Annotated in this window: 26 protein-coding genes; 14 read left to right on the top strand and 12 right to left on the bottom strand. The window is 68.3% G+C overall.

All coding sequences use genetic code 11. From position 1 onward, the window contains the following. Positions 1 to 3 precede the first annotated feature (3 nt). From purM to AC1DFC_RS01220, 5 genes are all read left to right on the top strand, one after another. Positions 4 to 1,044: a phosphoribosylformylglycinamidine cyclo-ligase gene (gene purM, locus AC1DFC_RS01240; RefSeq protein WP_007831326.1), complete on the top strand. Its 1,041-nt coding sequence runs from the start codon at positions 4 to 6 to the stop codon at positions 1,042 to 1,044. A gap of 50 nt (positions 1,045 to 1,094) precedes the next feature. Continuing rightward, positions 1,095 to 2,177 carry an AI-2E family transporter gene (locus tag AC1DFC_RS01235; RefSeq protein WP_007831328.1) on the top strand — a complete coding sequence of 361 codons (1,083 nt, stop codon included), beginning with the start codon at positions 1,095 to 1,097 and terminating at the stop codon, positions 2,175 to 2,177. Between the two features lie 119 nt (positions 2,178 to 2,296). Continuing rightward, positions 2,297 to 2,869 (top strand): cysteine hydrolase family protein, encoded by a 573-nt coding sequence (locus AC1DFC_RS01230; protein ID WP_413313485.1) that lies wholly within the window; start codon positions 2,297 to 2,299, stop codon positions 2,867 to 2,869. Then, entirely contained in the window at positions 2,866 to 3,486 is a 621-nt protein-coding gene (locus AC1DFC_RS01225; protein WP_413313487.1) for a DJ-1/PfpI family protein, read from the top strand. Before AC1DFC_RS01230 ends, AC1DFC_RS01225 begins: the two co-directional genes overlap by 4 nt. Continuing rightward, positions 3,450 to 4,451 carry a GlxA family transcriptional regulator gene (locus AC1DFC_RS01220; RefSeq protein WP_007831333.1) on the top strand — a complete coding sequence of 334 codons (1,002 nt, stop codon included), beginning with the start codon at positions 3,450 to 3,452 and terminating at the stop codon, positions 4,449 to 4,451. Before AC1DFC_RS01225 ends, AC1DFC_RS01220 begins: the two co-directional genes overlap by 37 nt. A gap of 28 nt (positions 4,452 to 4,479) precedes the next feature. Here the strand turns inward: AC1DFC_RS01220 and AC1DFC_RS01215 are convergent, their stop codons facing one another. From AC1DFC_RS01215 to murJ, 7 genes are all read right to left on the bottom strand, one after another. Then, entirely contained in the window at positions 4,480 to 6,087 is a 1,608-nt protein-coding gene (locus tag AC1DFC_RS01215; RefSeq protein ID WP_478178576.1) for a M14 family metallopeptidase, read from the bottom strand. Between the two features lie 47 nt (positions 6,088 to 6,134). Further along, positions 6,135 to 7,433 carry an RNA polymerase sigma factor gene (locus AC1DFC_RS01210; protein ID WP_478178575.1) on the bottom strand — a complete coding sequence of 433 codons (1,299 nt, stop codon included), beginning with the start codon at positions 7,431 to 7,433 and terminating at the stop codon, positions 6,135 to 6,137. Further along, positions 7,430 to 7,855, bottom strand: a complete 426-nt coding sequence (locus AC1DFC_RS01205; protein ID WP_007831336.1) for a YciI family protein — start codon at positions 7,853 to 7,855, stop codon at positions 7,430 to 7,432. Before AC1DFC_RS01205 ends, AC1DFC_RS01210 begins: the two co-directional genes overlap by 4 nt. A 47-nt stretch (positions 7,856 to 7,902) precedes the next feature. Beyond that, entirely contained in the window at positions 7,903 to 8,334 is a 432-nt protein-coding gene (locus tag AC1DFC_RS01200; protein ID WP_413313495.1) for a YciI family protein, read from the bottom strand. Positions 8,335 to 8,476: 142 nt separating this feature from the next. After that, positions 8,477 to 8,905 carry a bleomycin resistance protein gene (locus AC1DFC_RS01195; RefSeq protein ID WP_007831340.1) on the bottom strand — a complete coding sequence of 143 codons (429 nt, stop codon included), beginning with the start codon at positions 8,903 to 8,905 and terminating at the stop codon, positions 8,477 to 8,479. 1 nt (position 8,906) lies between these two features. Further along, on the bottom strand, positions 8,907 to 9,758 hold the full coding sequence (locus tag AC1DFC_RS01190) for a SirB1 family protein (RefSeq protein ID WP_007831342.1): 852 nt from the start codon (positions 9,756 to 9,758) through the stop codon (positions 8,907 to 8,909). 74 nt (positions 9,759 to 9,832) lie between these two features. Beyond that, positions 9,833 to 11,386 carry a murein biosynthesis integral membrane protein MurJ gene (gene murJ / locus AC1DFC_RS01185; RefSeq protein WP_478178574.1) on the bottom strand — a complete coding sequence of 518 codons (1,554 nt, stop codon included), beginning with the start codon at positions 11,384 to 11,386 and terminating at the stop codon, positions 9,833 to 9,835. Positions 11,387 to 11,505: 119 nt separating this feature from the next. On the opposite strand from murJ, the gene rpsT reads away from it, so the two are divergent. After that, positions 11,506 to 11,820 (top strand): 30S ribosomal protein S20, encoded by a 315-nt coding sequence (rpsT, locus tag AC1DFC_RS01180; protein WP_007831346.1) that lies wholly within the window; start codon positions 11,506 to 11,508, stop codon positions 11,818 to 11,820. 147 nt (positions 11,821 to 11,967) lie between these two features. Here the strand turns inward: rpsT and AC1DFC_RS01175 are convergent, their stop codons facing one another. Further along, entirely contained in the window at positions 11,968 to 12,291 is a 324-nt protein-coding gene (locus AC1DFC_RS01175; protein WP_007831348.1) for a DUF3579 domain-containing protein, read from the bottom strand. A gap of 161 nt (positions 12,292 to 12,452) precedes the next feature. Here AC1DFC_RS01175 and AC1DFC_RS01170 point away from each other — a divergent pair, with 161 nt between their 5' ends. From AC1DFC_RS01170 to AC1DFC_RS01135, 8 genes are all read left to right on the top strand, one after another. Then, positions 12,453 to 13,661 (top strand): aspartate aminotransferase family protein, encoded by a 1,209-nt coding sequence (locus AC1DFC_RS01170; RefSeq protein ID WP_007831350.1) that lies wholly within the window; start codon positions 12,453 to 12,455, stop codon positions 13,659 to 13,661. Next, positions 13,658 to 14,623: an ornithine carbamoyltransferase gene (gene argF, locus AC1DFC_RS01165; protein ID WP_056510143.1), complete on the top strand. Its 966-nt coding sequence runs from the start codon at positions 13,658 to 13,660 to the stop codon at positions 14,621 to 14,623. Before AC1DFC_RS01170 ends, argF begins: the two co-directional genes overlap by 4 nt. Positions 14,624 to 14,747: 124 nt before the next feature. After that, positions 14,748 to 15,062 carry a YkgJ family cysteine cluster protein gene (locus tag AC1DFC_RS01160; RefSeq protein ID WP_007831354.1) on the top strand — a complete coding sequence of 105 codons (315 nt, stop codon included), beginning with the start codon at positions 14,748 to 14,750 and terminating at the stop codon, positions 15,060 to 15,062. 74 nt (positions 15,063 to 15,136) lie between these two features. Continuing rightward, positions 15,137 to 15,790, top strand: a complete 654-nt coding sequence (gene kynB, locus AC1DFC_RS01155) for an arylformamidase (protein WP_478178573.1) — start codon at positions 15,137 to 15,139, stop codon at positions 15,788 to 15,790. A gap of 10 nt (positions 15,791 to 15,800) precedes the next feature. Further along, a complete protein-coding gene (kynU, locus tag AC1DFC_RS01150; RefSeq protein ID WP_042673085.1) occupies positions 15,801 to 17,078 on the top strand; it encodes a kynureninase in 1,278 nt (425 codons plus the stop codon). Positions 17,079 to 17,091: 13 nt separating this feature from the next. Continuing rightward, on the top strand, positions 17,092 to 17,577 hold the full coding sequence (locus AC1DFC_RS01145) for a hypothetical protein (RefSeq protein ID WP_478178572.1): 486 nt from the start codon (positions 17,092 to 17,094) through the stop codon (positions 17,575 to 17,577). A 16-nt stretch (positions 17,578 to 17,593) separates the two neighbouring features. Then, positions 17,594 to 18,430, top strand: coding sequence for a tryptophan 2,3-dioxygenase (gene kynA / locus AC1DFC_RS01140; protein ID WP_007831360.1), 837 nt, complete (start codon positions 17,594 to 17,596; stop codon positions 18,428 to 18,430). A 99-nt stretch (positions 18,431 to 18,529) separates the two neighbouring features. Continuing rightward, the gene (locus AC1DFC_RS01135) at positions 18,530 to 19,768 is read left to right on the top strand and encodes an SMI1/KNR4 family protein (RefSeq protein WP_413331389.1); all 1,239 of its coding nucleotides are present in this window, start codon (positions 18,530 to 18,532) and stop codon (positions 19,766 to 19,768) included. 57 nt (positions 19,769 to 19,825) lie between these two features. On the opposite strand, the gene AC1DFC_RS01130 is transcribed toward AC1DFC_RS01135, so the two are convergent. The 4 genes from AC1DFC_RS01130 to AC1DFC_RS01115 form a co-directional block, all read right to left on the bottom strand. Then, positions 19,826 to 21,010, bottom strand: coding sequence for an FAD-dependent monooxygenase (locus tag AC1DFC_RS01130; RefSeq protein ID WP_478178571.1), 1,185 nt, complete (start codon positions 21,008 to 21,010; stop codon positions 19,826 to 19,828). 4 nt (positions 21,011 to 21,014) lie between these two features. Next, a complete protein-coding gene (locus AC1DFC_RS01125; RefSeq protein ID WP_007831363.1) occupies positions 21,015 to 21,305 on the bottom strand; it encodes a DUF6587 family protein in 291 nt (96 codons plus the stop codon). Positions 21,306 to 21,439: 134 nt separating this feature from the next. Next, entirely contained in the window at positions 21,440 to 23,335 is a 1,896-nt protein-coding gene (gene feoB / locus AC1DFC_RS01120) for a ferrous iron transporter B (RefSeq protein ID WP_007831364.1), read from the bottom strand. Further along, on the bottom strand, positions 23,328 to 23,630 hold the full coding sequence (locus AC1DFC_RS01115; RefSeq protein ID WP_007831365.1) for a FeoA family protein: 303 nt from the start codon (positions 23,628 to 23,630) through the stop codon (positions 23,328 to 23,330). Before AC1DFC_RS01115 ends, feoB begins: the two co-directional genes overlap by 8 nt. Positions 23,631 to 23,712: the final 82 nt, after the last annotated feature.

The raw sequence follows: 23,712 nt of genomic DNA, 5'->3' as shown, positions 1-23,712 counted from the left end.
CCCATGACCTCCTCCACGCCCACCCCGCTCAGCTACAAGGACGCCGGTGTCGACATCGATGCCGGCGATGCGCTGGTCGACCGCATCAAGCCGCTGGCCAAGAAAACCCTGCGCGAGGGCGTGCTGGCCGGCATCGGCGGCTTCGGCGCCCTGTTCGAAGTGCCCAAGCGCTACAAGGAGCCGGTGCTGGTGAGCGGCACCGACGGCGTGGGCACCAAGCTCAAGCTGGCTTTCGAATGGAACATGCACGACACGGTCGGCATCGACCTCGTGGCCATGAGCGTCAACGACGTGCTGGTGCAGGGCGCCGAGCCCCTGTTCTTCCTCGACTACTTCGCCTGCGGCAAGCTCGAAGTCGACACGGCCGCGGCCGTCATCGGCGGCATCGCGCGCGGCTGCGAGCTGTCGGGCTGCGCCCTCATCGGCGGCGAAACCGCTGAAATGCCCGGCATGTACCCGGCCGGCGAATACGACCTCGCGGGCTTCGCGGTCGGCGCGGTCGAGAAGTCGAAGATCCTCACGGGCCAGAACGTCAAGCCCGGCGACGTGGTGCTGGGCCTGGCCTCGGCCGGCGTGCATTCCAATGGTTTCAGCCTCGTGCGCAAGGTGATCGAGCGTGCCGGCGCCGATCTGCCCGCCACGCTCGACGGCAAGCCCTTCCGCCAAGCCGTGATGGAACCCACCCACCTCTACGTGAAGCCGGTGCTCGAGGCGCTGGCCAAGCATCCGATCAAGGCGCTGGCCCACATCACCGGCGGCGGCCTGCTCGAGAACATCCCGCGCGTGCTGCCCGAAGGCACAGCCGCCCACCTCAAGAAGGGCAGCTGGCCGCAGACGGAGCTGTTCGCCTGGCTGCAGAAGGTGGCCGGCATCGACGACATCGAGATGAACCGCACCTTCAATAACGGCATCGGCATGGTCGTGGTGATCGATGCGGCAGAAGCCGCCGCCTGCGCGGCCACGCTGCGCGCCGCTGGCGAATCGGTGCACGAGATCGGCGTGATCGCCGCGCGCGGCGAAGGCGCCGCGGTGGTCGTCGGCTGAGCGGCGGCCGCACCTTCCACTTTCCCGAACAGAGCGCCTGACACCCCCGGATGGCCAAGAAGCCGCAACCCGTCACCACCGCCGTTCCGACGGTCCCCATCCACCGCGCCACGGCCTCGCGCGGCGTGACGATCGCAAGCTACCTGCTGATGCTGGGAACGCTGATGCTGGTGATGTGGGAGCACCTGCTGCCAGGATTGCTCTGCGTGTGCATCGGCTTCCTGGCCACGCGGTGGTTCGCGCGGCTGCTGGCTGGCGACACGCGGCGCAATCCGGCCCCCAGCCAGCGCACCGACGGCTGGGCCCGCGTGCTGGCTGTCGTCGTCGTGCTGGTGGGGCCGATTGCGCTGATCACGCTGCTGCTGTCGCAGGCCCGCGAATACATCGTCGACGCGCCCGACCAGTACCGCGAGCTGCTCGACTACACGGCGCGCACGGTGCTCGAGCTGCGCTCCAAGCTGCCGGTCGAGATCGCGGTCTACCTGCCCGAGGGCGCCGCCGAAATCCAGCGCGTGATCGCCAACTACCTGCGCGCGCAGGCCGGTTCGCTCGCCGTGGCCGGGCGGGCCTGGCTGCACGGCATCCTGTTTTCGTACGTGGGCCTGATCGTGGGCAGCCTGGCCGCCGTGTCGCACGCGCCGCTGCGCCGGATGCCGCTGGCCGAGCAGCTGCACCAGCGCGTGCAGACCTTCGGCGAGGCCTTCGGCCAGATCGTGGCGGCCCAGTTCTGGATTGCGGCCTTCAACACGCTGCTGACCGCCATCTTCCTGCTGTTCGTCATGCCGCTGTGGGGCGCGCACCTGCCGTACACGCCGGCGCTCATCACCCTCACCTTCCTGGCCGGACTGGTGCCGATCGTGGGCAACCTGGTCTGCAACTCGGTGATCACGCTGGTGGGCCTCTCGGTGTCGCCGGTCACGGCGCTGGCCTGCCTGATCTTCCTGATCGTGATCCACAAGGCCGAGTACGTCATCAACGCCAAGGTGGTCGGCGCGCGCACGCAGATGAGCGTGTGGGAGCTGCTGGCCGTGATGTTCGTGGCCGAGGCGGTGTTCGGGCCGGCCGGGCTGGTGGCGGCGCCGCTGTACTACGCGTACCTGAAGAAAGAGCTGCAGGCGGCGGCGCTGGTCTGAAAAGACGGTACCCGGCGATGTCCTGATCTGATCGATTCTGGTCCGCTCCCGAACGGACCCTGGGCTGGCAACGCACAAGAATAGGCGCATCATTCATTCCGCCCTTGCGAGCCACCGCCATGAAAACCTGTCTGATTGTGATTGACGCCCAGGCGTCGTTTCGCCAGCGCCCCTACTGGGACGAACGCCAGGCCGCTCCCTACCTCGCCGCGCAGAACACGCTCATCGCAGGCTGCGCCGCTGCCGGCACGCCGATCGTGCGGGTCTTCCACGTCGACGAACCGGCCGACGCGAGCAATCCCTTCGCGGTCGAATCGGGCCACATCCGGCCCATAGAAGGCCTGGCTGATTTCGAGGCCGCGGCCACCTTCACCAAGCACCGCCACAGCGCGCTGGTCAACAGCGGACTGGACATCTGGCTCACGCAGAACGGCATCGGCCGGCTCATCGTGAGCGGCATCCGCACCGAGCAATGCTGCGAAACCACCACACGCCATGCCTCGGACCTGGGCTGGGAAGTCGACTACGTGACCGACGCCACCCTGACCTTCGACATGACCCAGCCCGACGGCCGGCCGCTGGCCGCCGCCGACATCAAGGCGCGCACCGCCACCGTGCTGCACGGCCGGTTCGCGACGGTCTGCAGCGTGGCGCAGGCGCTGGAACGCGCCGGCGCGGAGGCAAGCGCATGAGCCTGCGCGTGCTGATCCTGGCCTACGACGGCGTCGAAGCACTCGACTTTGCCGGTCCCTTCGAGGTGTTCACCACCGCCAGCCGCGTCAGCCAACGGATGCAGCCCGGCACGGCCGCGCCGTTCGAGGTGGCCCCGGTCGCACAGGCATCGCCCGTGCAGGCGCGCGCGGGCCTTCGCCTGCTGGCCGACCAAACGCTCGAAGGCAGCCCGAAAGCCGACGTATTGATCGTTCCCGGCGGCGTGGTCGATGTGCCGATGGCCAGCCCCGACACCTTGCGCTGGATCGCGAAAAGCGCAGCCGACGCGCAGCTCGTGGCATCGGTCTGCACCGGCGCCTTCCTGCTCGCGAAGAGCGGCGTGGCCACGCACCAAGCGGTCACCACGCACTGGGAAGACATCGCCGACCTGCGCGCGCAGTTTCCGCGACTCGATGTGCGCGAAGGCGTGCGCTGGGTCGACAGCGGCCGCATCGTCAGCTCGGCCGGCATCAGCGCGGGCATAGACATGAGCCTGCACCTGGTCGAACGCCTGGCCGGACGCGAACTGGCCGAGCGCACCGCGCGCCAGATGGACTACGCATGGACCCACAACAGCAGCAACAGCCCATCCGCGTAGTCTTCGCGCTCCTGCCCGGCAGCCTGGTGCTCGACTGGGCCGGGCCGGCCGAGGCCCTGCGCATCGCCAACCAGCGGCTGCGCGCAACGGGCCAGCCTGAGCGCTTCACGCTCGAGTTCGCGAGCCCCCGGCCCGATTCCCTCAGCTCGGTCGGCGTTGCGCTCACCGGGCTGGCGTCGCTGCCCACGCGGTGGGACGGCCCGGCCTGGGTAGTGCTGGTCGGCCTGCCCGGGAACAGCATCGCCATCGACAATCCCGAGGCGCAAGACCTGTTGCACTGGCTGCGCGGCCTGCGCTTCGAGCGCAGCCGGCTGGAGCTGGTGACGATCTGCGCCGGCGCCGTGCTTGCGGCGCATGCCGGCGCGCTCGCGGGCCGACGCGCCACCACACACCACCATCACCTGGACGAACTGCGCACGGTGGAGCCACGCTGCGACGTGGTGGCCAACCGCGTCTTCGTGATCGACCCGCCGCTCTACAGCAGCGCGGGCGTCACGACCGGCATCGACCTCGTGCTGCACCGCATCGGCGAGATTTGCGGCGAAGCCCTCGCGGCCCAGGTGGCGCAGACCATGGTGGTGGCGCTGCGGCGCGGCCCGAACGATCCGGAGCTGTCGCCCTTTCTCGCCTACCGCAACCATCTGCATGCCGCGCTGCACCGGGTGCAGGACGCGGTCAGCGAACAGCCTCAGGCCGAGTGGAGCGTGCCGCGCATGGCGGAGGTGGCGCACACCTCGGCGCGGCATCTCACGCGCCTGTTCGTCGAGCATGCGGGCGTGGCGCCGCTGGCGTACCTGCGCCGGCTGCGGCTGGCGGCCGCGCAACTGGCGCTGGCCTCGGGTGCGAACGTCACGCGAGCGGCGGAACTGTCGGGCTTCGGCTCCGATACGCAGTTGCGTCGCGCGTGGCACCAGTTCGGCTTGCCGGGTTCGCCGTCCGAGGCGAATACGCCGCTGAAAACCTGACGGGTGTTCGGGCTGCGCCCCGGGGCGCTCAGTGCCAGACGCCCGCAGGCGCGGGGCCGGTCACGCGCAGCAGCTTGTCGTCGCCGATCTCCAGCAGGCGGTTGGCCGCATAGCTGTTCTGCGAATCGGGCTCCAGCGCGGCGCTGACCAAGGGCGACAGCGGCTGCGCCAGCGACACATAGAAGCTGCCCGGCGGCATCACGGCACGCCCCATCCTTGGCCGCACGCGGAAGGTGCGGATCGCCTCGCCGTCCTCGATGGCGCCGCGCGCGTCCTGGCGCTGGCCGTCGCTCTGCGACAGGATCTCGTAGCGCTCGACCTGCCACGGCGCGGCGCTGTCGATGCGCTCGACGCGCACGCCCAGCATCTGCAGGCGCTGCACGGCCACCGTTTCACTGGCCGCCAGCAGATAGCCGCACGGGCGCGGGCGCGCATTGGCGACCTTCAGCGGCTCGGCCGCGCGCCACTCGACGTCGACCGCCTTTTCTTCCCCGCTCTTCTCGTCGAGAAAGTCCAGGCGCTGGCGCGTCGTCGTCTGCCAGGCCTCGACCACGAGGTCTCCGTGGCAGGCGTCGGCCTTGGCGCGCTGGCCGGCCTGCGCGGTGAGCTGCATCAGCGCCGGGCCCTGGCGCGCCGCCGTCTCGATGACGGTGGTGGCGGCCAGCACCTGCGTGTACACGCGACGGGCGAAATGCGCGCGGCCCAGCCCCACGCCCCGCACTTCCAGCAGCAGGCTCACGGCCTGATGCAGGCCGCTCACATTGCGGCCGGTGTCGGGCTGCACACCGCCCATCGAGACGGTGCGGTCGGCGCTCTTGCCGCCAGAAGTGGTGTGGTACTTGAAGCCCTGCAGCCCCGCCTGCGTGAACGCGGCCTGGATGGCGTCGATGTAGTCGCGCTGCGCGCTCGCGGCAATGGCGGCGTCGAGGTTGCCCACGGTGGCGGGCTGCAGCAGGCCGTCGTACTTCATGACCGCGCCGAACTTGTCGATCCAGCGGCCGCCGACGGTGAACTCGTGCAGGTCGAGCACCACCTGCGGCCGAAAGCGCAGGGTGGCGGCCGCGATCGAGCGGGCCTCGGGCGTACGCAGCAACAGGTGGTCGCGGTTCACGTCGATGCCGTTGGCGGTGACGCGGGTGAAGTGCTCCGCGCCGTCAGGGTTGCCGCGCGGCAGCAGGACGAGGTTCACCTTCTGCAGCAGCGCCGCGCCCGGCCCGCTGGCGAACTGCTGCGCCAGGGCCAGCACCGCTTCGCCGCCGGCTGGCTCGTTGCCGTGTTGCTGGCCGATCACCATGACGGTGGGCCGCGCAGGATCGACGCGGCCCTGGTCGGCAAGCAGCACCAGCGGCATCTCGCGCCCCTGTTGCGACACGCCCAGGCGTTCGACGCGCACGTTCGGCGACTGGCGCGCCAGGTCATCGAGAAAGGCCAGCACCTCGGCGTGCGAAGCGAAATCGGTGCGGCCGGCGCGAAAGCCCGGCGTGGCGTAGCTCACGGTTGGATCGGGAAAGCGCGCCGCGATGGCCGGCGGTTCGACCCACACCTTGGCGGGATCGAACTGGGCACAGGCCGATGCGGCCGACAGCAAGGTCAGGCCAAGGATGCACAGGAAACGGAAGGCAGGGGTGCGGCGCATGGCGCGCATTTTCCTCTCGCCCAGGCTGCCGCAGCTTCGGCAGGCGCTCAGTTCAGGGTGCACGCCCGCGCACGTGCCAGCAGGAGCGCCCGTTCGCGCGTGTTGCGGGTGAGCGAAGCCGCGCGATCGAATTCCTTGCGCGCCTCGTCGCGGCGGCCGAGCTTGAAGAGCAGGTCGCCGCGCACGGTCGGCAGCAGGTGGTAGCCCTTGAGTGCGGGCTCGTCCACGAGCGCGTCGACCACCTCGAGCCCCGCAGCCGGCCCGAAGGCCATCGACAGCGCCACCGCGCGGTTGAGCTCGACGATGGGCGACGGCGTGAGCTCGGCCAGCGCGTCGTAGAGCGCGGCGATGCGGCCCCAGTCGGTCTCGTCGGCGGTGCGCGCGCGGCCGTGGCAGGCGGCGATGGCCGCCTGCAGCGCATAGGGGCCGAGCGCGCCGCCGAGCGACTCGGCGCGCGTGAGCGCCGCGAGGCCGCGGCGGATCAGCATCTGGTCCCAGCGCGCCCGGTTCTGTTCGAGCAGCAGCACCGGTTCGCCCGAGGCACCCACACGCGCGGCGGTGCGGGAGGCCTGGATTTCCATCAGCGCCACGAGGCCGTGCACTTCGGATTCGCCGGGCACCAGCTCGGCCACGATGCGGCCCAGGCGCATCGCTTCGTCGCACAGCGCCGGACGCATCCAGTCGTCGCCGGCGGTGGCCGAATAGCCTTCGTTGAAGATCAGATAGAGCACTTCGAGCACCGAGGCGAGCCGTGCCTCGAGCTCGTGCCGGCGCGGCACCTCGAAAGGCACGCGCGCCTCGGCCAGCGTGCGCTTGGCGCGCACGATGCGCTGCGCCACGGTGGCTTCGGGCACGAGGAAGGCGCGAGCGATCTCGCCGGTGGTGAGGCCGCCCATCAGCCGCAGCGTGAGCGCCACGCGCGCCTCGGTCGACAGCACCGGGTGACAGGCGGTGAACACCAGGCGCAGCAGGTCGTCGCCGATGTCGTCGTCGAGCGCGGCATCGACCGCCTCGGCGAAATCGTGCTGCGCCATGTCGTGCCGGGCGTCGAGTTCGCGGCCGATCTCGCCGGCCTTGCGTTCGGCCAGTTGCAGGTGGCGCAGGCGGTCGAGGGCGCGGCGCTTGGCCACTGCCGTGAGCCAGGCCGCCGGGTTGTCGGGCACGCCCGATTCGCTCCATTGCTCGAGGGCCGAGACCAGCGCGTCCTGGGCCAGCTCTTCGGCCAGCCCCACGTCGCGCACCATGCGCGCGACAGTGGCGATGATCTTCGCGGACTCGATGCGCCATACCGCCTCGATGGTGCGGCGGATGGCGGTGGTGTCCGCGCGGCCCTCGCCGTGGCTCATGCGCCGGTCTTCTTCACCGTCTGCATCGACGTGAATTCGGTGGCCACGGCCTGCACGTCGGCCGGGAAGTCGCCGATCTCCTGGATCTGGCGCACCTCGATGACCTCGTTGTCGCCGCCCGGGCAGCGGCTGGCCCATTCGATGGCGGCGGCGCGCGAGGGCACGTCGATGATCCAGAAGCCGCCGAGCACTTCCTTCGCCTCGGCAAAGGGGCCGTCGACCACGGTGGGCTTGCGGTCCTTGAAGCTCACACGCGCGCCCATCGAGGGGGGATGCAGGCCGTCGCAGCTGATCAGCACGCCGGCTTTCTGCAGCGACTCGTTGTAGGCCATCATGGCCGACACCGCCTCGACGTCGTCGGGCATGGTGCCGGGCGCGGCGGTTTCGTAGCCGTGGGGAATCATCAGCAGCATGAATCGCATGGTGCGTCTCCTTGGGTAGGTCCGGTTGCGTTGTGCTGGCGGCCGCTTCAGCCGCCGGCCTTGGCGCGGGCCTCGGTCTCGGCCCGCAGGCGGTCTTCCTGGGCGAGCAGCTCGGGCGTCATCGAGTCGCCGAAGTCGGCCGCCTCGAACACCTGGCGGATCTCGATCTCGCCTTCCTGGAACGGACTGCGCTTGATCCATTCGATGGCTTCTTCCTTGGACTTGCACTGGAACAGCCAGAAGCCGGCCAGCAGCTCCTTGGTCTCGGCGAAGGGGCCGTCGATGACGGTGCGCTTGGCCGGACCCTCGCAGCGCACGCGCACCCCCTTGGAGCTGGGGTGCAGGCCTTCGCCAGCCAGCAGCACGCCGGCCTTGACCAGTTCCTCGTTGAACTTGCCCATGGCCGTGAGGATTTCGGTGCTGGGCATCACGCCGGCTTCGGAATCGGCGTTGGCCTTGACCAGAATCATGAATCGCATGTCGTTTCTCCTGAAGGTTGATGAGCTTGGGAGCGGCTCGATGGAATTTGCCTGCTCCTGTTCACACGTCGGACGAGCGGAAGACGGATCGACACGCTCGCGTCGATCTATTTGTAATTTTGTGCTTCAGAAACTCGAGGCTTCAGGGCAGGTAGCCGCAGAAGCGCAACACATGCCCGTCGGGCTCGCGGATCGCGAATTCGCGCAGTCCCCAAGGCTGGGAGACCGGCGGCTCGATGATCGTCACGCCGCGCTTCACGTAAGCGGCATGCAGCCCGTCGATGTCCTTGCCCACGTGGATCACGATTTCGCCGCGCCAAGGTTTGGCCTCGCGCGCGTTGCACTGCCACAGCCGCAGGTAGACCGGGTCGCCGTAGCTGCGGTCGCCCTTCTTCACGCGGGCGTAGCTGGGCGGCTCTCCCGCGATGAAATCGAGCTCGAAGCCCAGCACGTCGCGAAACCAGCGCGCGGCGCGCGAGACATCCGACACCGGCAGCACCGGCTGAACGCCATGGAATTCATGCAGGGTGCCCAGATCGGGCGCCGGGCTCACACCGGCCTTCGCGTCCATTTCAATTGGCCGTGCGGCGAAGGGTGGCGACGCGCTCGGCAATCGCGTCGATGTCGAGGGCGTCCTCGGCCTTCGCCAGGTAGGTTTCCAGGTCGCGCACGGCCTGCGTCGTGTTGCCCTGTTCGGCGTGCGCGACGCCGCGGTCGCGGTACTCGCCCCAGGCGCTGGGCAGCAGCGCGATCAGGCGGTCCTGCACGGCGATGACGCGCTGCCAGTCTTCCTGCGCGTGATGCACTTCCTTCAGGTTGCGCAGCATGCGGGCGATGATTTCGCGCGGACTGGCAGGCTGCAGGTACAGGCCCAGCGGCACGTCGAAATCGCCGACGAGGCCGTTGCTGCGCTTGTAGGGCTCGAGCCGCTCGCCCAGTTCCTCGCGCGACAGCGACTTGCCGGTGAAGGGATCGATCACCACCTGCCCCTTGGGCAGCGTCACCTTGAGCATGAAATGCCCCGGAAAGCCGATGCCGCGCGCCTGCAGGCCCAGGCCCTGCGCCAGCTCCATCCACAGCACGGCCAGCGAGATCGGAATGCCGCGGCGGGTGCGCAGCACGGCGTTCAGGTAGCTGTTGTCGGGGTCGTAGTAGTCGTTGACGTTGCCGCCGAAGCTCAGGTCGTTGAAGAAGAACTGGTTCAGGGCGCGCAGGCGGGCCAGTGGCGCGGCGTCGGCCGGCAGGCGGCGCTTGAGGCGGGCGAGGAGTTGGTCGACATCGCCCAGCACCTGCTGCACATCGAGTTCGGGGTATTCGTCCTGCGCCAGGCTGGCGGCCGCTTCGAGCAGCGGAAAGTGATCGTCGCTGCAGACCAGCGATTCGAAATACTCCAGTGCGGTGGGAACCTGAAAGCTGAACGTCATGTGTCTTTGTAGAGGAGCCCGCCAGGTGCGTCAAGGCGGGACACGTGCGGATTGCGGCGCCTGCGCGCGAGGGTTCAGCGGCGAACGAAGCTGCGCAGCCGCACACCCACCGCCGCCAGCACGGCGAAATAGAGCAGCGCGGCGCCGGCGATCAGCGCGGCGAGCAGGCCGATGCGCAGCAGGCGCTGGTCGCGCAGAGCGATCCAGTCGAAATGCGCCGAGCCCCAGACCAACAGGCCCGCCAGCACCAGCGTGCCGGCCAGCACCTGCAGCGCGAACCTGCCCCAGCCCGGCTCGGGCCTGTAGCTGCCGCGGCGCACCAGGCCGACCAGCAGCCACGTCGAGTTGACCAGCGCGCCGATGGCGATGGTCAGGGTCAGCGCCGCGTGCTGCAGCACCGGCACCAGGAAGATGTTGAGGATCTGCGTCAGCACCAGCACGCCCACGGCGATGAGCATCGGCGTGCGCGTGTCGTGCTTGGCGTAGTAGCCGGGTGCCAGCACCTTCACGGCCACGATGCCGACCAGCCCGACGCCGTAGCCCATCAGCGCCAGGGTGGTGCGGCCCACGTCCTCTCCCGAGTAGGCGCCGTTGTGGAAGAGCACCGCCACCAGCGGTTTTGCGAACAGCAGCAAGGCGACGGCGCACGGCGCCGACAGCAGCACCACGAGGCGCAGGCCCCAGTCGAGCAGCGAGGAATAGCGCGCGTCGTCCTTGGCGGCGCGGGCGCCGGCCAGCTGCGGCATCAGCACCACGCCCAGCGCCACGCCGAGCATCGCGGTGGGAAACTCCATCAGCCGGTCGGCGTTGGTGATCCAGGTGACGCTGCCCACCGCCAGGTGGGAGGCGATCTGCGTGTTGATGAGCAGCGATATCTGCGCCACGCTCACACCCAGCAGCGCGGGCAGCATCAGCCTGAGCACCTTGCGCGTGTTCGGGTCGGTCCAGGCGGTGCGCAGCGCCCGAAGGCTGGTTCCCACGCGCGGCATCAGCCCCAGCTTGCGCAGTGCCGGCATCTGCAGCGCAAGCTGCAGCACGCCGCCCACCATCACGCCCACGCACTGTGCATAGATCGGCTCGATGCCCCAGTGCCGGAAAAGCGGCGCCCCGACCAGAATCGACAGGATCAGCGCCACGTTGAGCAGCACCGGCGAGGCCGCCGGCACCGCGAACTTGCGCCAGGTGTTGAGAATGCCGCCCGCCAGCGCCACCAGCGACATGAAGCCGATGTACGGGAACATCCAACGCGTCATGACGATGGCGGCGTCGAAGCCGGGCAGCCCGCTGGCCATGGCCCAGACCAGCAGGGGCGCGCCGGCCACGCCTGCCACGCAGACGACCAGCAGCGTCCAGGTCAACAGCGTGGCGACGTGGTCGATGAGCTGCCTGGCGCCCTCCTCCCCGGCTTCGGCCTTGCGCGCGGCCAGCACCGGCACGAAGGCCTGGCTGAAGGCGCCTTCGCCGAAGACCCGCCGGAACAGGTTGGGGATGCGGAATGCGACGTTGAACGCGTCGGTCAGCGCGCTGACGCCGAAAACCGAGGCAAACAGCACGTCGCGCACGAGGCCCGTGATCCGCGAGGCGAGGGTCAGCAGGGAGACGGTGGAGGCGGATTTGAGCAGGGACACGGGGGCCGAGTGTAGGGCCCGCCAAACCCCTGAAACGGGCCGATTCGGCGGAAAAGGCAACCCGGCCTATAATCGAGGGCTTTGCTGCATCATCCTCAGACACCTAAGGAACATTAAATATGGCATCCGCCAAGCCCAAGAAGAAGAACCCGCGCCTCGCCTCCGGCCGTAAGCGCGTCCGCCAGGACACCAAGCTCAACGCTGCGAACACCTCGCTGCGCTCCAAATACCGTACCGCTGTCAAGAACGTCGAAAAGGCTGTTCTGGCTGGCGACAAGACCAAGGCAAGCGAACTGTTCGCGAAGGCCCAGAGCATCGTCGACACCGTCGCCGACAAGGGCATCTTCCACAAGAACAAGGCCGCCCGCGACAAGAGCCGCCTGTCGGCCAAGGTCAAGGCCCTCGCCCTGGCGCCTGAAAAGGCCGCCGCCTGACACCTGTCAGGCAAGCCCGGATCGGAATCCTCCGGTCCGCCGTTTGAACGGGGTGCGCTGCAGCAAAGAGTAAAAAACCGCCTTCGGGCGGTTTTTTCATGCCCGGCTGGTTCATGAAGCCAGGGGACGGACAAGAAAAAAGGCCGGTCAGGCCTTTGGGGGTGGGGTGTCGGGAACCAGACAGGCTTCGGCGACCTGCAGATCGTTGTCCTTGGCGAAATTCACACAGAAGTCCCAAGCCATGGGCTCGGCGTCGCGCAGCGCTCGGTTCACGACCACGCACTTCACGCCGTTGATGGTCGTCGGCACGCACCAGGGCGAATAGCTCAGGTAGCTGCCCGGAAAGGCGCCGCCGGGGCGAAAAGAGCTCATGACGCCGGCCAGGCGCTCGGCCCAATCGCTCGGGCGAAAGGTCCGGCCATCCTTGGTAATTCCCTGGATGAAGATTTCTTTGGCAGTGGAGGAAATCATCGTTGAATGAGGCGACCGGAGCAGGTGCTGCGGTGCAGCAAGCGATTCTATCCGCGGCACTTTTTGCATCCTGAACACGGGGCATTGCTGTAATGCGCAATCCTCAACGAAGCCGTCAAACCGCACGCCTAGAATCCGCGTTCCCTATCTGGAGAACCCGAATGAGCGCTACCGCCCAGCCCACCTCGCCCCACGTCATGAACACCTACGGTCGCCTGCCGATCGCGCTGTCGCACGGCCAGGGCTGCCGAGTCTGGGACACCACGGGCAAGGCCTACATCGACGGCCTCGGCGGCATCGCAGTGAACACCCTGGGCCACAACCACCCCGAGCTGGTGCCCGCCCTGCAGGACCAGCTGACCAAGCTGATCCACAGTTCCAACTACTACCACGTGACCGGCCAGGAGCAGCTCGCCACCAAGCTGACCGAAATCTCGGGCCTCACCAACGCGTTCTTCTGCTGCACGGGTCTCGAAGCCAACGAAGCCGCACTGAAGCTGGCCCGCAAGTTCGGCCATGACAAGGGCATCGAGCGCCCCGAGATCGTCGTCTACGAAGCCGCCTTCCACGGCCGCAGCATCGCCACCCTCTCGGCCACCGGCAATCCCAAGGTGCAGGCCGGCTTCGGCCCGCTGGTCGAGGGCTTCATCCGCGTGCCGCTGAACGACATCGAGGCACTGAAGAAGGCCACCGAAGGCAACCCCAATGTTGTGGCCGTGTTCTTCGAAACCATCCAGGGCGAAGGCGGCATCAACCCGATGCGCTGGGAATACCTGAAGCAGGTGCGCGCCCTGTGCGACGAGCGCGACTGGCTCATGATGATCGACGAGGTGCAGTGCGGCATGGGCCGTACCGGCAAATGGTTCGCCCACCAGTGGGCGGGCATCAAGCCCGACGTCATGCCGCTGGCCAAGGGCCTGGGCTCGGGTGTGCCGATCGGCGCCGTGGTGGCCGGCCCCAAGGCCGCCAACATCTTCGGGCCCGGCAACCACGGCACCACATTCGGGGGCAACCCGCTCGCGATGCGCGCCGGCATCGAGACCATCCGCATCATGGAAGAGCACCAGCTGCTCGAGAACGCTGCCACCGTGGGCGCCCACCTGAAGGCCGCGCTGGAGCGCGAAATCGGCGGCCTGCCGGGCGTGAAGGAAATCCGCGGACAGGGCCTGATGCTCGGCATCGAGCTCGACCGCCCCTGCGGCGTGATCCTGAACCGCGCCTGCGACGCCGGCCTCCTGCTGAGCGTGACGGCCGACAAGGTGATCCGCCTCGTGCCGCCGCTCATCCTGACCACGGCCGAAGCCGACGAGATCGTCGCCATCCTCGCGCCGATCGTGAAAACCTTCCTGTCGGAGCCTGCAGCGCAATGACGACCGCCGCCACCCCCAACGCCATCCGCCACTACCTGCAGTTCTCGGACTTCACGGCCGACGAATATGCCTACCTCTTCGATCGCATGGCGATCATCAAGAAGAAGTTCAAGACCTACGAGAAGCACCAGCCGCTGGTCGACCGCACGCTGGCCATGATCTTCGAGAAGGCCAGCACGCGCACCCGCGTGAGCTTCGAGGCCGGCATGTACCAGCTCGGCGGCAGCGTGGTGCACCTGACCACCGGCGACAGCCAGCTGGGCCGCGCCGAGCCCATCGAGGACAGCGCCAAGGTCATCAGCCGCATGGTCGACCTCGTGATGATCCGCACGTACGAGCAGACCAAGATCGACGCCTTCGCCGCGCACTCGCGCGTTCCGGTCATCAACGGCCTGACCAACGAATTCCACCCCTGCCAGATCCTCGCGGACATCTTCACCTACATCGAGCACCGCGGTTCGCGCGACGCGGGAGGCGATGCACTTTCGTGCCTCAAGGGCAAGACCGTGGCCTGGGTCGGCGACGGCAACAACATGGCCAACACCTGGCTGCAGGCGGCCGAGATCCTGGGCTTCACGGTGCACGTGAGCACGCCCAGCGGCTACGAGGTCGACCAGTCGATCGCGGGCATTCGCTCGGGCGACAGCTACAAGGTCTTCCAGGACCCGATGGAAGCCTGCCGCGGCGCCGACCTCGTCACCACCGACGTCTGGACCAGCATGGGCTACGAGGCCGAGAACGAGGCGCGCCGCAAGGCCTTTGCCGACTGGTGCGTCGACGAGGACATGATGCGCATCGCGCAGCCCGACGCCCTCTTCATGCACTGCCTGCCCGCGCACCGCGGCGAGGAAGTGCAGGCCGAAGTGATCGACGGGCCGCAGTCGGTGGTGTGGGACGAGGCCGAGAACCGGCTGCATGCGCAGAAGGCGCTGATGGAGTTCCTGCTCCTCGGCAGGTTATAGACACTCCCCCAGGCTGCGCACACTTCGTGTCGCTTCGCCAACCCCCTCGCCGGGGGCAACACCTGCGGCCCGGCAAAGCCGGTTCAGCGGTGTTCCTGAGACAGATCGTCAACTGGGACTTGCCATGAATGACTGCCAGCAATGCGGCGCCTGCTGCGCCAGCTACCGCGTCGACTTCAGCGTCCATGAGCTCGACGACAACGGCGGCAGCGTGCCTTCCGGCCTCGCGGTCGAGGTGAACGACGCCATCTGCCGCATGCGCGGCACCGACCACACGCCCATGCGCTGCGCAGCGCTCACCGGCAAGATCGGCCAGGCCGTGGGTTGCGGCATCTACGAATGGCGCCCCAATCCGTGCCACGAGCTGCAGGCCGGCAGCGACGCCTGCGAGCGGGCGCGCGCCCGGCACGGACTGCCCGCGCTGTCGCCGCTTCATTGACGGCTTCAACTCGTCACATAAGGTGTTGGAAATAACCGACACCACGACCGCTCGCCGGGCGCTAACTTCGCGCCATGCGTTCAAAGCAACCCCGCCCCCGAATCTGGGACATCTCGCCGCCCGTGCATGAAGGCACGCCGGTGTTTCCCGGCGATACGCCCTACCAGCAGCGCTGGGCAGCGACCATCTCGCCGGACTGCCCGGTGAACGTCAGCGAGATCAAGCTCTCGCCCCACGTCGGCGCGCACGCCGATGCGCCGCTGCACTACGACCCCGCAGGCCAGACCATCGGCGACGTCGACCTCACGCCCTTCCTCGGCCCCTGCCGCGTGATTCATGCGATCGACAAGGGCCCGCTGATCGAATGGGAGCACATCTCCCACGCCGTCGACAGCGACCTGCCGCAGCGCGTGCTGGTGCGCACCTACACCGCCATGCCGGTGGACCGATGGGACCCTCGGCTTGCCGCCTACGCCCCCGCCACCGTCGAGCGCCTCGCGGCCATGGGCGTGAAGCTGATCGGCATCGACACCGCCAGCATCGACCCGGCCGACAGCAAGACGCTGGAAAGCCACCAACGCATCCGCCGCCTCGACCTGCGCGTGCTCGAGAACCTCGTGCTCGACGACGTGCCCGAAGGCGACTACGAACTCATCGCGCTGCCGCTCAAGCTGGTCAGCGCCGATGCATCCCCCGTTCGCGCGGTCCTGCGCGAACTCCCCCGCTGAAAACTCCAACATGACGACCCTTGCAGACTGCCGCGCGCTAGACGCGCAAGACCCGCTGCGCGCCTTGCGCGACCAATTCACCATTCCCGAGGACGTGCTCTACCTCGACGGCAACTCGCTCGGCGTGATGCCCACGGCCGCCGCGGCGCGCATCGCCGAAGTCGTGACGAAGGAATGGGGCGAAGGCCTGATCCGCTCGTGGAACACCGCAAGCTGGTTCGACCTGCCGCAACGCCTGGGTGACAAGGTAGCCCGACTGATCGGCGCCGCGCCCGGCGAAGTGGTGTGCACCGACAGCACCTCGGTCAATCTCTACAAGGTGCTGTTCGCTGCGCTGTCGCAGCACAAGGACAGTGGCCGAAAGCTGGTGGTGAGCGAACGCAGCAACTTTCCGACCGACCTCTACATCGCCGAGTCGCTGTGCCGCGAACGCGGCTTCACGCTCAAGCTGATCGATGCGAGCGAACTGCCGGACGTTCTGACCGACGAAGTGGCCGTGCTGATGCTGACGCACGTGAACTACCGCACCGGCGCCATGCACGACATGAAAGCCGTCACCGCCGCCGCGCACGCCGCGGGCGCGCTCACGGTGTGGGACCTCGCTCACAGCGCGGGCGCGGTGCCGGTCGCACTCAACGAGAGCAACGCCGACTACGCGATCGGCTGCGGCTACAAGTACCTCAACGGCGGCCCCGGCGCACCGGCCTTCGCATGGGTGCACACGAAGCATGCGGGCCAGTTCGAGCAGCCGCTGTCGGGCTGGTGGGGCCACGCGGCGCCCTTCGAGTTCACGCCGCACTATCGCCCGGCCCCAGGCGTCGGGCGGTATCTCTGCGGCACGCAGCCGATCATCGCGCTCGCGGGCCTGGAATGCGGTCTCGACACCGTGCTCGCGGCCGAAGCCTTCAACGGCGATCACGGCGCGATGGCAGCGCTGCGCACGAAGTCGCTCGCGCTGACCGATCTCTTCATCAAGCTGGTGGAAGAACGCTGCGCCGGCCAGGGCCTCTCGCTCATCACCCCACGCGATCACGCCCAACGCGGCTCGCAGGTCTGCCTGAGCCGTGAAGAAGGCGCCTACGCCATCGTGCAGGCGCTGATCGCGCGCGGCGTCATCGGCGACTACCGCGCCGGCGACTCGCAGATGCCCGACATCCTGCGCTTCGGCTTCACGCCGCTGTACATCGGCTTCGAGGACGTGTGGAATTCGGTCGAACACCTCGTGCAGGTGCTCGAGACGGGCGAGTGGAAGCGCGAAGAGTTCAACCGCAAGAACGCCGTCACCTGAGCGGCGCCGCATCATGAAACACGCATTGCTCGCTCTTTCCGCCACGCTGCTGATGGCGGCAGCCCCCGCCCTTGCACAGCAGCCGAACTTCACGCTGCCGCAACTGAAGGCCTTCGTCGTCCTGTCGCCCGACGCCTTCCGCCAGGAGATCAAGCGCCAGGGCTTCTCGTATGCCGACAAGACCGTGACCGACGAGGTCAGCATGATCGAGTACGAGAAGTTCGTCGACGGCCAGACCACGCATCTCATGAAGTCCACCTATGTGGAAAGCCGCGGCAGCGAGAACAGCATCCAGCTCTCGCTGACCGACAAGGCCGCCTTCGATCGCCTCGTGAAGGAAGTGCGCAACGCCGGCTACGCCCCGGCCGAGAAAGGCCGCATCCCGGGCGGCGAAACCTACCAGCAGTTCAAGCGCAAGGACGAAGCCGTGCGCTTCGTCTACCCCAGGAAAGAGTCCGGCATGGGCCTCCCCTCCTACACCGCCGTGGTCTGGCGATGACCAACCAGCAAACATCATGAGCACCGAAAAAATCGTACACGAAGAAAAGGCGCAACTGGACTTCAGCAAGTCCATGAGCTACGGCGACTACCTGCACCTCGACGAGATCCTCAACGCCCAGCACCCGCTATCGCCCGCGCACGACGAGATGCTGTTCATCGTGCAGCACCAGACCAGCGAACTCTGGATGAAGCTCATGCTGCACGAGTTGCGCGCGGCCATCGGCTGCATCGCCGACGAGAAGCTGGCCGACGCCTTCAAGATGCTCGCGCGCGTGAGCCGCATCATGGAACAGCTGGTGAGCGCATGGACCGTGCTCTCGACCATGACGCCGCCCGAGTACACGGCGATGCGCCCCTACCTCGCCAACTCCAGCGGCTTCCAGAGCGCGCAGTACCGCTGCATCGAGTTCGCGCTCGGCAACAAGAACGCCGCCATGCTCAAGCCGCACGCGCACCGTGCCGACCTGCTCGCGCAGGTCGAGGCGGCCTATCGCGCCCCCTCCCTGTACGACGAATCGCTTCGCCTGCTGGCGCGCCGCGGCCTTCCTGTGCCCGCCGATCGGCTGGAACGCGACTGGACCCAGCCCTACGAGGCGAGCGACGGCGTCGAAGCCGCGTGGCTCACGGTCTACCGGAACCCGCACGATCACTGGGATCTGTACCAGCTCGGCGAAAAGCTCACAGACCTCGAAGATGCATTCCGCCTCTGGCGCTTCCGCCACGTGACGACGGTGGAGCGTGTGATCGGCTTCAAGCGCGGCACCGGCGGCACGGGCGGCGTGAGCTACCTGCGCAAGATGCTCGACGTGGTGCTGTTTCCCGAGATCTGGAAGCTGCGCACCGATCTGTAGGCGCACAAGCCACGCAAACGCCCTAATAAAGCTGGGGTGGTCCGGATTGCTCCGCTGGCGCAAAGCGCTACATTTTTGGAAACAACGGAGGCCACCGCCATGAACGACATCCGGTTCACACCCGACGAGCTTTCCACCTTGCGCGAACATGGCGTCGTGCTGTTCGCCGACCGCGTGATCTTCGACGCACAGCCGCCGATGCCGCGGCAGCAGATCGATGCCGTGCAAGCCCAGTGCGCGGGCCCGGTCCCCGAAGCGCTGCTCGCGCTGTGGCTGCAGACCGCGGGCGGGCGGCTCGACTACGACCTGTCGCTCGAGATGAACGGCAATCTCGAAGCCATCAGCTGGAACGAGCTGTTCTGGAACGGCAGCGACGGCTACCACGACCTGCAGGGCTGGATCGCGCACGAACTCGAACTGGCCGAGGAAGCCGCGCAGGAAGGCGGCACGGCGTGGAGCGGCAAGCTCACGCACCTGCCTTTCGGCGGCTTCGAATACACCGACCGCATCTACGCGGTGGTGGAGCCCGGCGCCGGGCACGGGCAGGTCATCGCCTGGAAGAAGGGCCTGCCGCCGGCATGGACGCATGCGCTGCACGAAGACAGCGTGAACACCATCGCGCCCGACCTCATGGGTGCCTTCGCGGCTCTGCACCTGGAAGAAGACCCGCTGGCTCCCACGGGCGACTACTTCTCGGGGCAGACGCTGCTCGAATACCTCGACGACCGCCACGAGGAGCACGGACTCGACCTTGACCTGATGGACAAGCTGGTGGCCTTCTATTCCCGTGCCGTGGCCGACTGGCGCTCGCCACTGGCCGCGGGCACGCTGCGCCACCAGCCCTCGCTTGCACGCGTGGCGCTGCGCCATGCCATCGCGACCGACGATGCCGAGCTGGTCGCCGAGCTCGCCGCCGCGGGCGTGGACTTCGACGGCCCGCTGCAAGGTAGCGCGCTCGCGACCGACGTCGCTGTGGGGCACGGCGCTTTCGCCGCGGCCGCGGCACTGGTGCGTGCGGGTGCGCCGGTGGCGGCCGATGCACTGCGCAACATCGATGGACAGATCGCGCCCGAACTCACGAGCGCGCTGCTGGCCAACGGCGCGGAGCCCAACGTGGCTGCGATCGTCAAGTGCGCGGCCTGCGGTGCGCCCGCGAGCGCGCACCTGATCGCGGATGCCTGTGCGCGGGCGGGCATCGACGTGCAGCCGGCCTTCACCGCGGACCGCGATGCGATGCTGCTCGAACTGAAGACCACGCTCGCCGACAAGCACGGCCACTACCTGGGGCAGGAAGGGCTTGCAGAGCGCATCGAGCACCTGCAGACTTTTCAGCTGTGAAACGAGCTCTCCTTGCGTGATGCGTGGCCTGTGCACGCACCCCGGGGGACACAAGCATCAACCGCCGTACAGCCACGGCTGGTCGAGCAGCTTTGCTCCCAACAAGCGCATCGCCATGTCGCGCCCCAACCGCATTGCGCCCGTGGCGTGGAAGATCTCGCCGTTGCGGCGCGCACGCGCCTGCACCTGCGCATTGCGTGCCCAGCGCGCCTCGGCATAGCGCGCGAACGCGGCGGGTACGTCGGCGGCGCTGCCGTCGCCCAGCGCATCGGCCAGCGCCACCGCGTCTTCGATGGCCATGCCCGCGCCCTGCGCGAGGTACGGCACCATCGGATGCGCCGCATCGCCTACCAGCGCGATGCGCTCGTGCGCCATGTCGGCCGCGCCGCTCAGGGGTGCGCGGTCACCGAGCGACCACGCGCGCCAGCCGGGCATGGCGTCGAGCAGCGCCTGCAGGCCCGCGCAGCTGCGGCCCATGGCCTGCTTCAGCGCGGCGATGCTGACGGCCTGGTCCCAGTCGCGCGCATCGCCTGCGGGGGCGGACTCGGCGATGACAACCACGTTGAGCCAATCGCCGCCGCGCACCGGGTACGCCACCGCATGCAGGCGCGGGCCGAGCCAGACGTCGACTTGCCGGCGGCGCAATGCAGCGGGCAGCCTCGCCTGCTCGGCCATGGCGCGCCAGGCCGTGTGGCCGGTGACGCGCGGCGGTTGCGCGGCAGACGCGGAGTCGAGCTCCTGCCGCACCATGCTCCATAGGCCATCGGCCCCGACGACGGCTTCGCCTTCCCAGGCGCGCGCATCGGTGCTCGACAGGCACACGAGGTCGTCGCTGGTTTCCACCTGCGTGATGTGCGCCGCGGTGACGAGCGTGCCGGTGCCGCGTGCGCGTACGGCATCGAGCAGCAGGCCGTGCAGATCGGCGCGGTGCACGCAGAAATAGGGAGCGCCGTAGCGCTGCTGCATGGCGTCTCCGAGCGGCATGCGAGCCAGCTCCGAGCCGCCTTCGGCGCTGTGCACCGCGAGCGCATCGGGCCGCGCCGCAATGGCCGCGAGCCCGGAGCCCAGGTCGAGTTGCTGAAGGCGCCGCGTGGCGTTGGGGCCGAGCTGCACGCCGGCGCCGATTTCGCCGAAAGCCGCGGCCTGTTCGAAGACGTCGGCCCGGTGCCGTTGGCGGGACAGCGCCAGCGCAACGGCCAGCCCTCCGATGCCGCCCCCGGCGACGAGGATGTGCGCGGGCATCGGCTCAGCGGCCGTGCGTGGACGACGGCGCGATAGCGCCCTGGTCGGCTTCGGGTTGCTTCAGGGGAGTCTTGGGAGCGCAGCTTCCACAGCTGTCGCAAGAGCCGCAGCCCGAGGTCTTTGCCAGCGAGGCGGCCAGCTCCTTCGCGCGGACTTCGTCGACCCAGCCCGCGCGGTGCGTACCGGCCGCGAGCTTCTGCGCCGCACCGCGGCGCCAGCCCGCGGGCATCCAGCGCCAGACCGCATAGAGCGCGGCTGCCGCGACGATCAATCCGACGATCAGTTGTTGCGTCATATCTCAAATACTCCAATCCCGAAGCCTATACCGCGGGGAATACCGCGGAACCGGCTTCGCCGGGCCGCCGGTATTGCCCCCCTGCAAGGGGGTGGGCAGCCACACGAAGTGGGCAAGCCTGGGGGTTTGCTTTTTTACCCCGCTCCGAGTGCCAGTGCAACGCGGTAGGTGATGAAGCACGCCATGTAGGCCAGCGCAAAGAGATAGCCGGCCATGATCCAGACGTACTTCCACGAGCCTGTCTCGCGCTTCACGGCCGCGAGCGTCGAGATGCACTGCGGTGCGAACACGTACCAGACCAGCAGCGACAGCGCGGTAGCCAGCGACCAGCTGCCCGCGATCAGCGGCTCCAGCTGCCCCGCCACGTCGTCGCCCGTGGCCGACAGCGCATACACCGTGCCGAGCGCTCCCACGGCCACCTCGCGCGCCGCCATGCCCGGCACCAGCGCGATCGAGATCTGCCAGTTGAAGCCGATGGGCGCGAAGATGTGCTCCAGCCCGCGGCCGATCATGCCGGCCAGGCTGTACTGGATGGCCGGCCCGGTCGCGCCTTCCGGCGGCGAGGGGAAGGTCGACAGGAACCACAGCAGGATGGTCAGCGTGAGGATGATCGTGCCCACGCGCTGGATGAAGATCCAAGCCCGTTCGTACAGGCCCAGCGCCAGGTTGCGCGGGTTCGGCCAGCGGTAGGCGGGCAGCTCCATCAGCAGCGGCGAATGCGAGGTGCTGTCGCGAAAGCGCTTCATCACCCAGGCCACGGCCATCGCCGAGACGATGCCGAACACGTACAGCGCGAACAGCACCACGCCCTGCAGGTTGAACACGCCGCCCACCGTGCGCGCCGGAATGAAGGCCGCAATCAGCAGCGCATACACCGGCAGCCGCGCCGAGCAGGTCATGAGCGGCGCGATCATGATGGTCGTGATGCGGTCGCGCCAGTTGCTGATGGTGCGCGTGGCCATCACGCCGGGAATGGCGCAGGCGAAGCTCGACAGCAGCGGAATGAACGAGCGGCCCGAGAGGCCCACGGTGCCCATCACGCGATCGAGCAGGAAGGCCGCACGCGGCAGGTAGCCCGAGTCTTCCAGAGCGAGGATGAAGAGGAAAAGAATCAGGATCTGCGGCAGGAAGACGATCACGCCGCCCACGCCGGCGATGACCCCGTCGACCAGCAGGCTCTGCAGCATGCCCTCCGGCATGTGCGCCTTGAGCAGGCTGCCCAGCCCCTCGGTGCCGGCCTTGATGGCGTCCATCGGCACATTGGCCCAGCTGAACACGGCCTGGAACATCAGGAACATGGTGACGGCGAGCACCAGCATGCCCCACAGCGGATGCATCACCACGCGGTCGATGCGGTCGCTGGTGGCGAGGCTGCCCGCCGGCTCCTTCACCGCCAGGCCGAGGATGCGGCGCACCTCGCGCTGCGTGGCCAGCACGTCGTCGAGCCCCGGTGCCTGCCAGGGCCGCGGCGCAGCGGCGGCCACGGGCGTGTCGAGCGCTTCGAGCAGGCCCTGCGCGCCACCGCTGTGCACGCCGACCGTCTCGATGACCGGCACGCCCAGTTCGCGAGAGAGCACCGCCGTGTCGACCGCGATGCCCTGCTTCCTGGCCATGTCGGTCATGTTGAGCGCCACCACCATCGGCAGGCCCAGCCGCCTGGCCTCGAGCACCAGCCGCAGGTTCAGGCGCAGGTTGGTGGCGTCGGTGACGCACACCAGCAGGTCGGGCAAGGCTTCCTTGCTCCGGCCGGTGACGACGTCGCGGGTGACGGCCTCGTCGGCGCTCAGCGCGTTCAGGCTGTAGGCACCCGGCAGGTCGAGCACGAACACGCGGCGGCCCGACGGCGTGCGCAGCGTGCCTTCCTTGCGCTCGACCGTCACGCCGGCGTAGTTGGCCACCTTCTGGCGGCTGCCGGTGAGCAGGTTGAACAGCGCGGTCTTGCCGCAGTTGGGGTTGCCCAGCAAGGCGATACGGCCGGGCTGAGCGGTAGGCGCGAGGCGCCCGGGACCCTGGATGACGGCTTCAACCATGGTTGGCGGCTCCCGGCGTGACGTGGATCAGCGCGGCCTCGTGGCGGCGCAGTGCGAAGGTGGTGTGGCCGAGGCGGACCGCCAGCGGTTCGCGGCCCGGGATGCCGCTGGCGACGATGCGCACGGCCTCGCCGGGCACGAAGCCGATTTCCGTCAGGCGCAGGACCAGTTCGCGGCCGTCCGCATCCTCGGGGCGCGCCACGTCGAGCACGGTCGCCCACTGGTTGTTCGGAAGCTGGTCGAGGCGCAGGGCGACGGCGGTGGTCGGTGCTGCGCCGAAATCGATGGTTCGCACGGTGAGATGACGCCCGGAATATCGGGCGCGCCGGTAAGCAAAGGCTAGATGCTAGCAATTCTCACTCACAAAAACCTGACCA

This window comes from Variovorax sp. 10L421, assembly GCF_056395365.1.
Note: the sequence above shows the minus strand (reverse complement) of the source record. Positions and strands in the feature narration are given on the sequence as shown.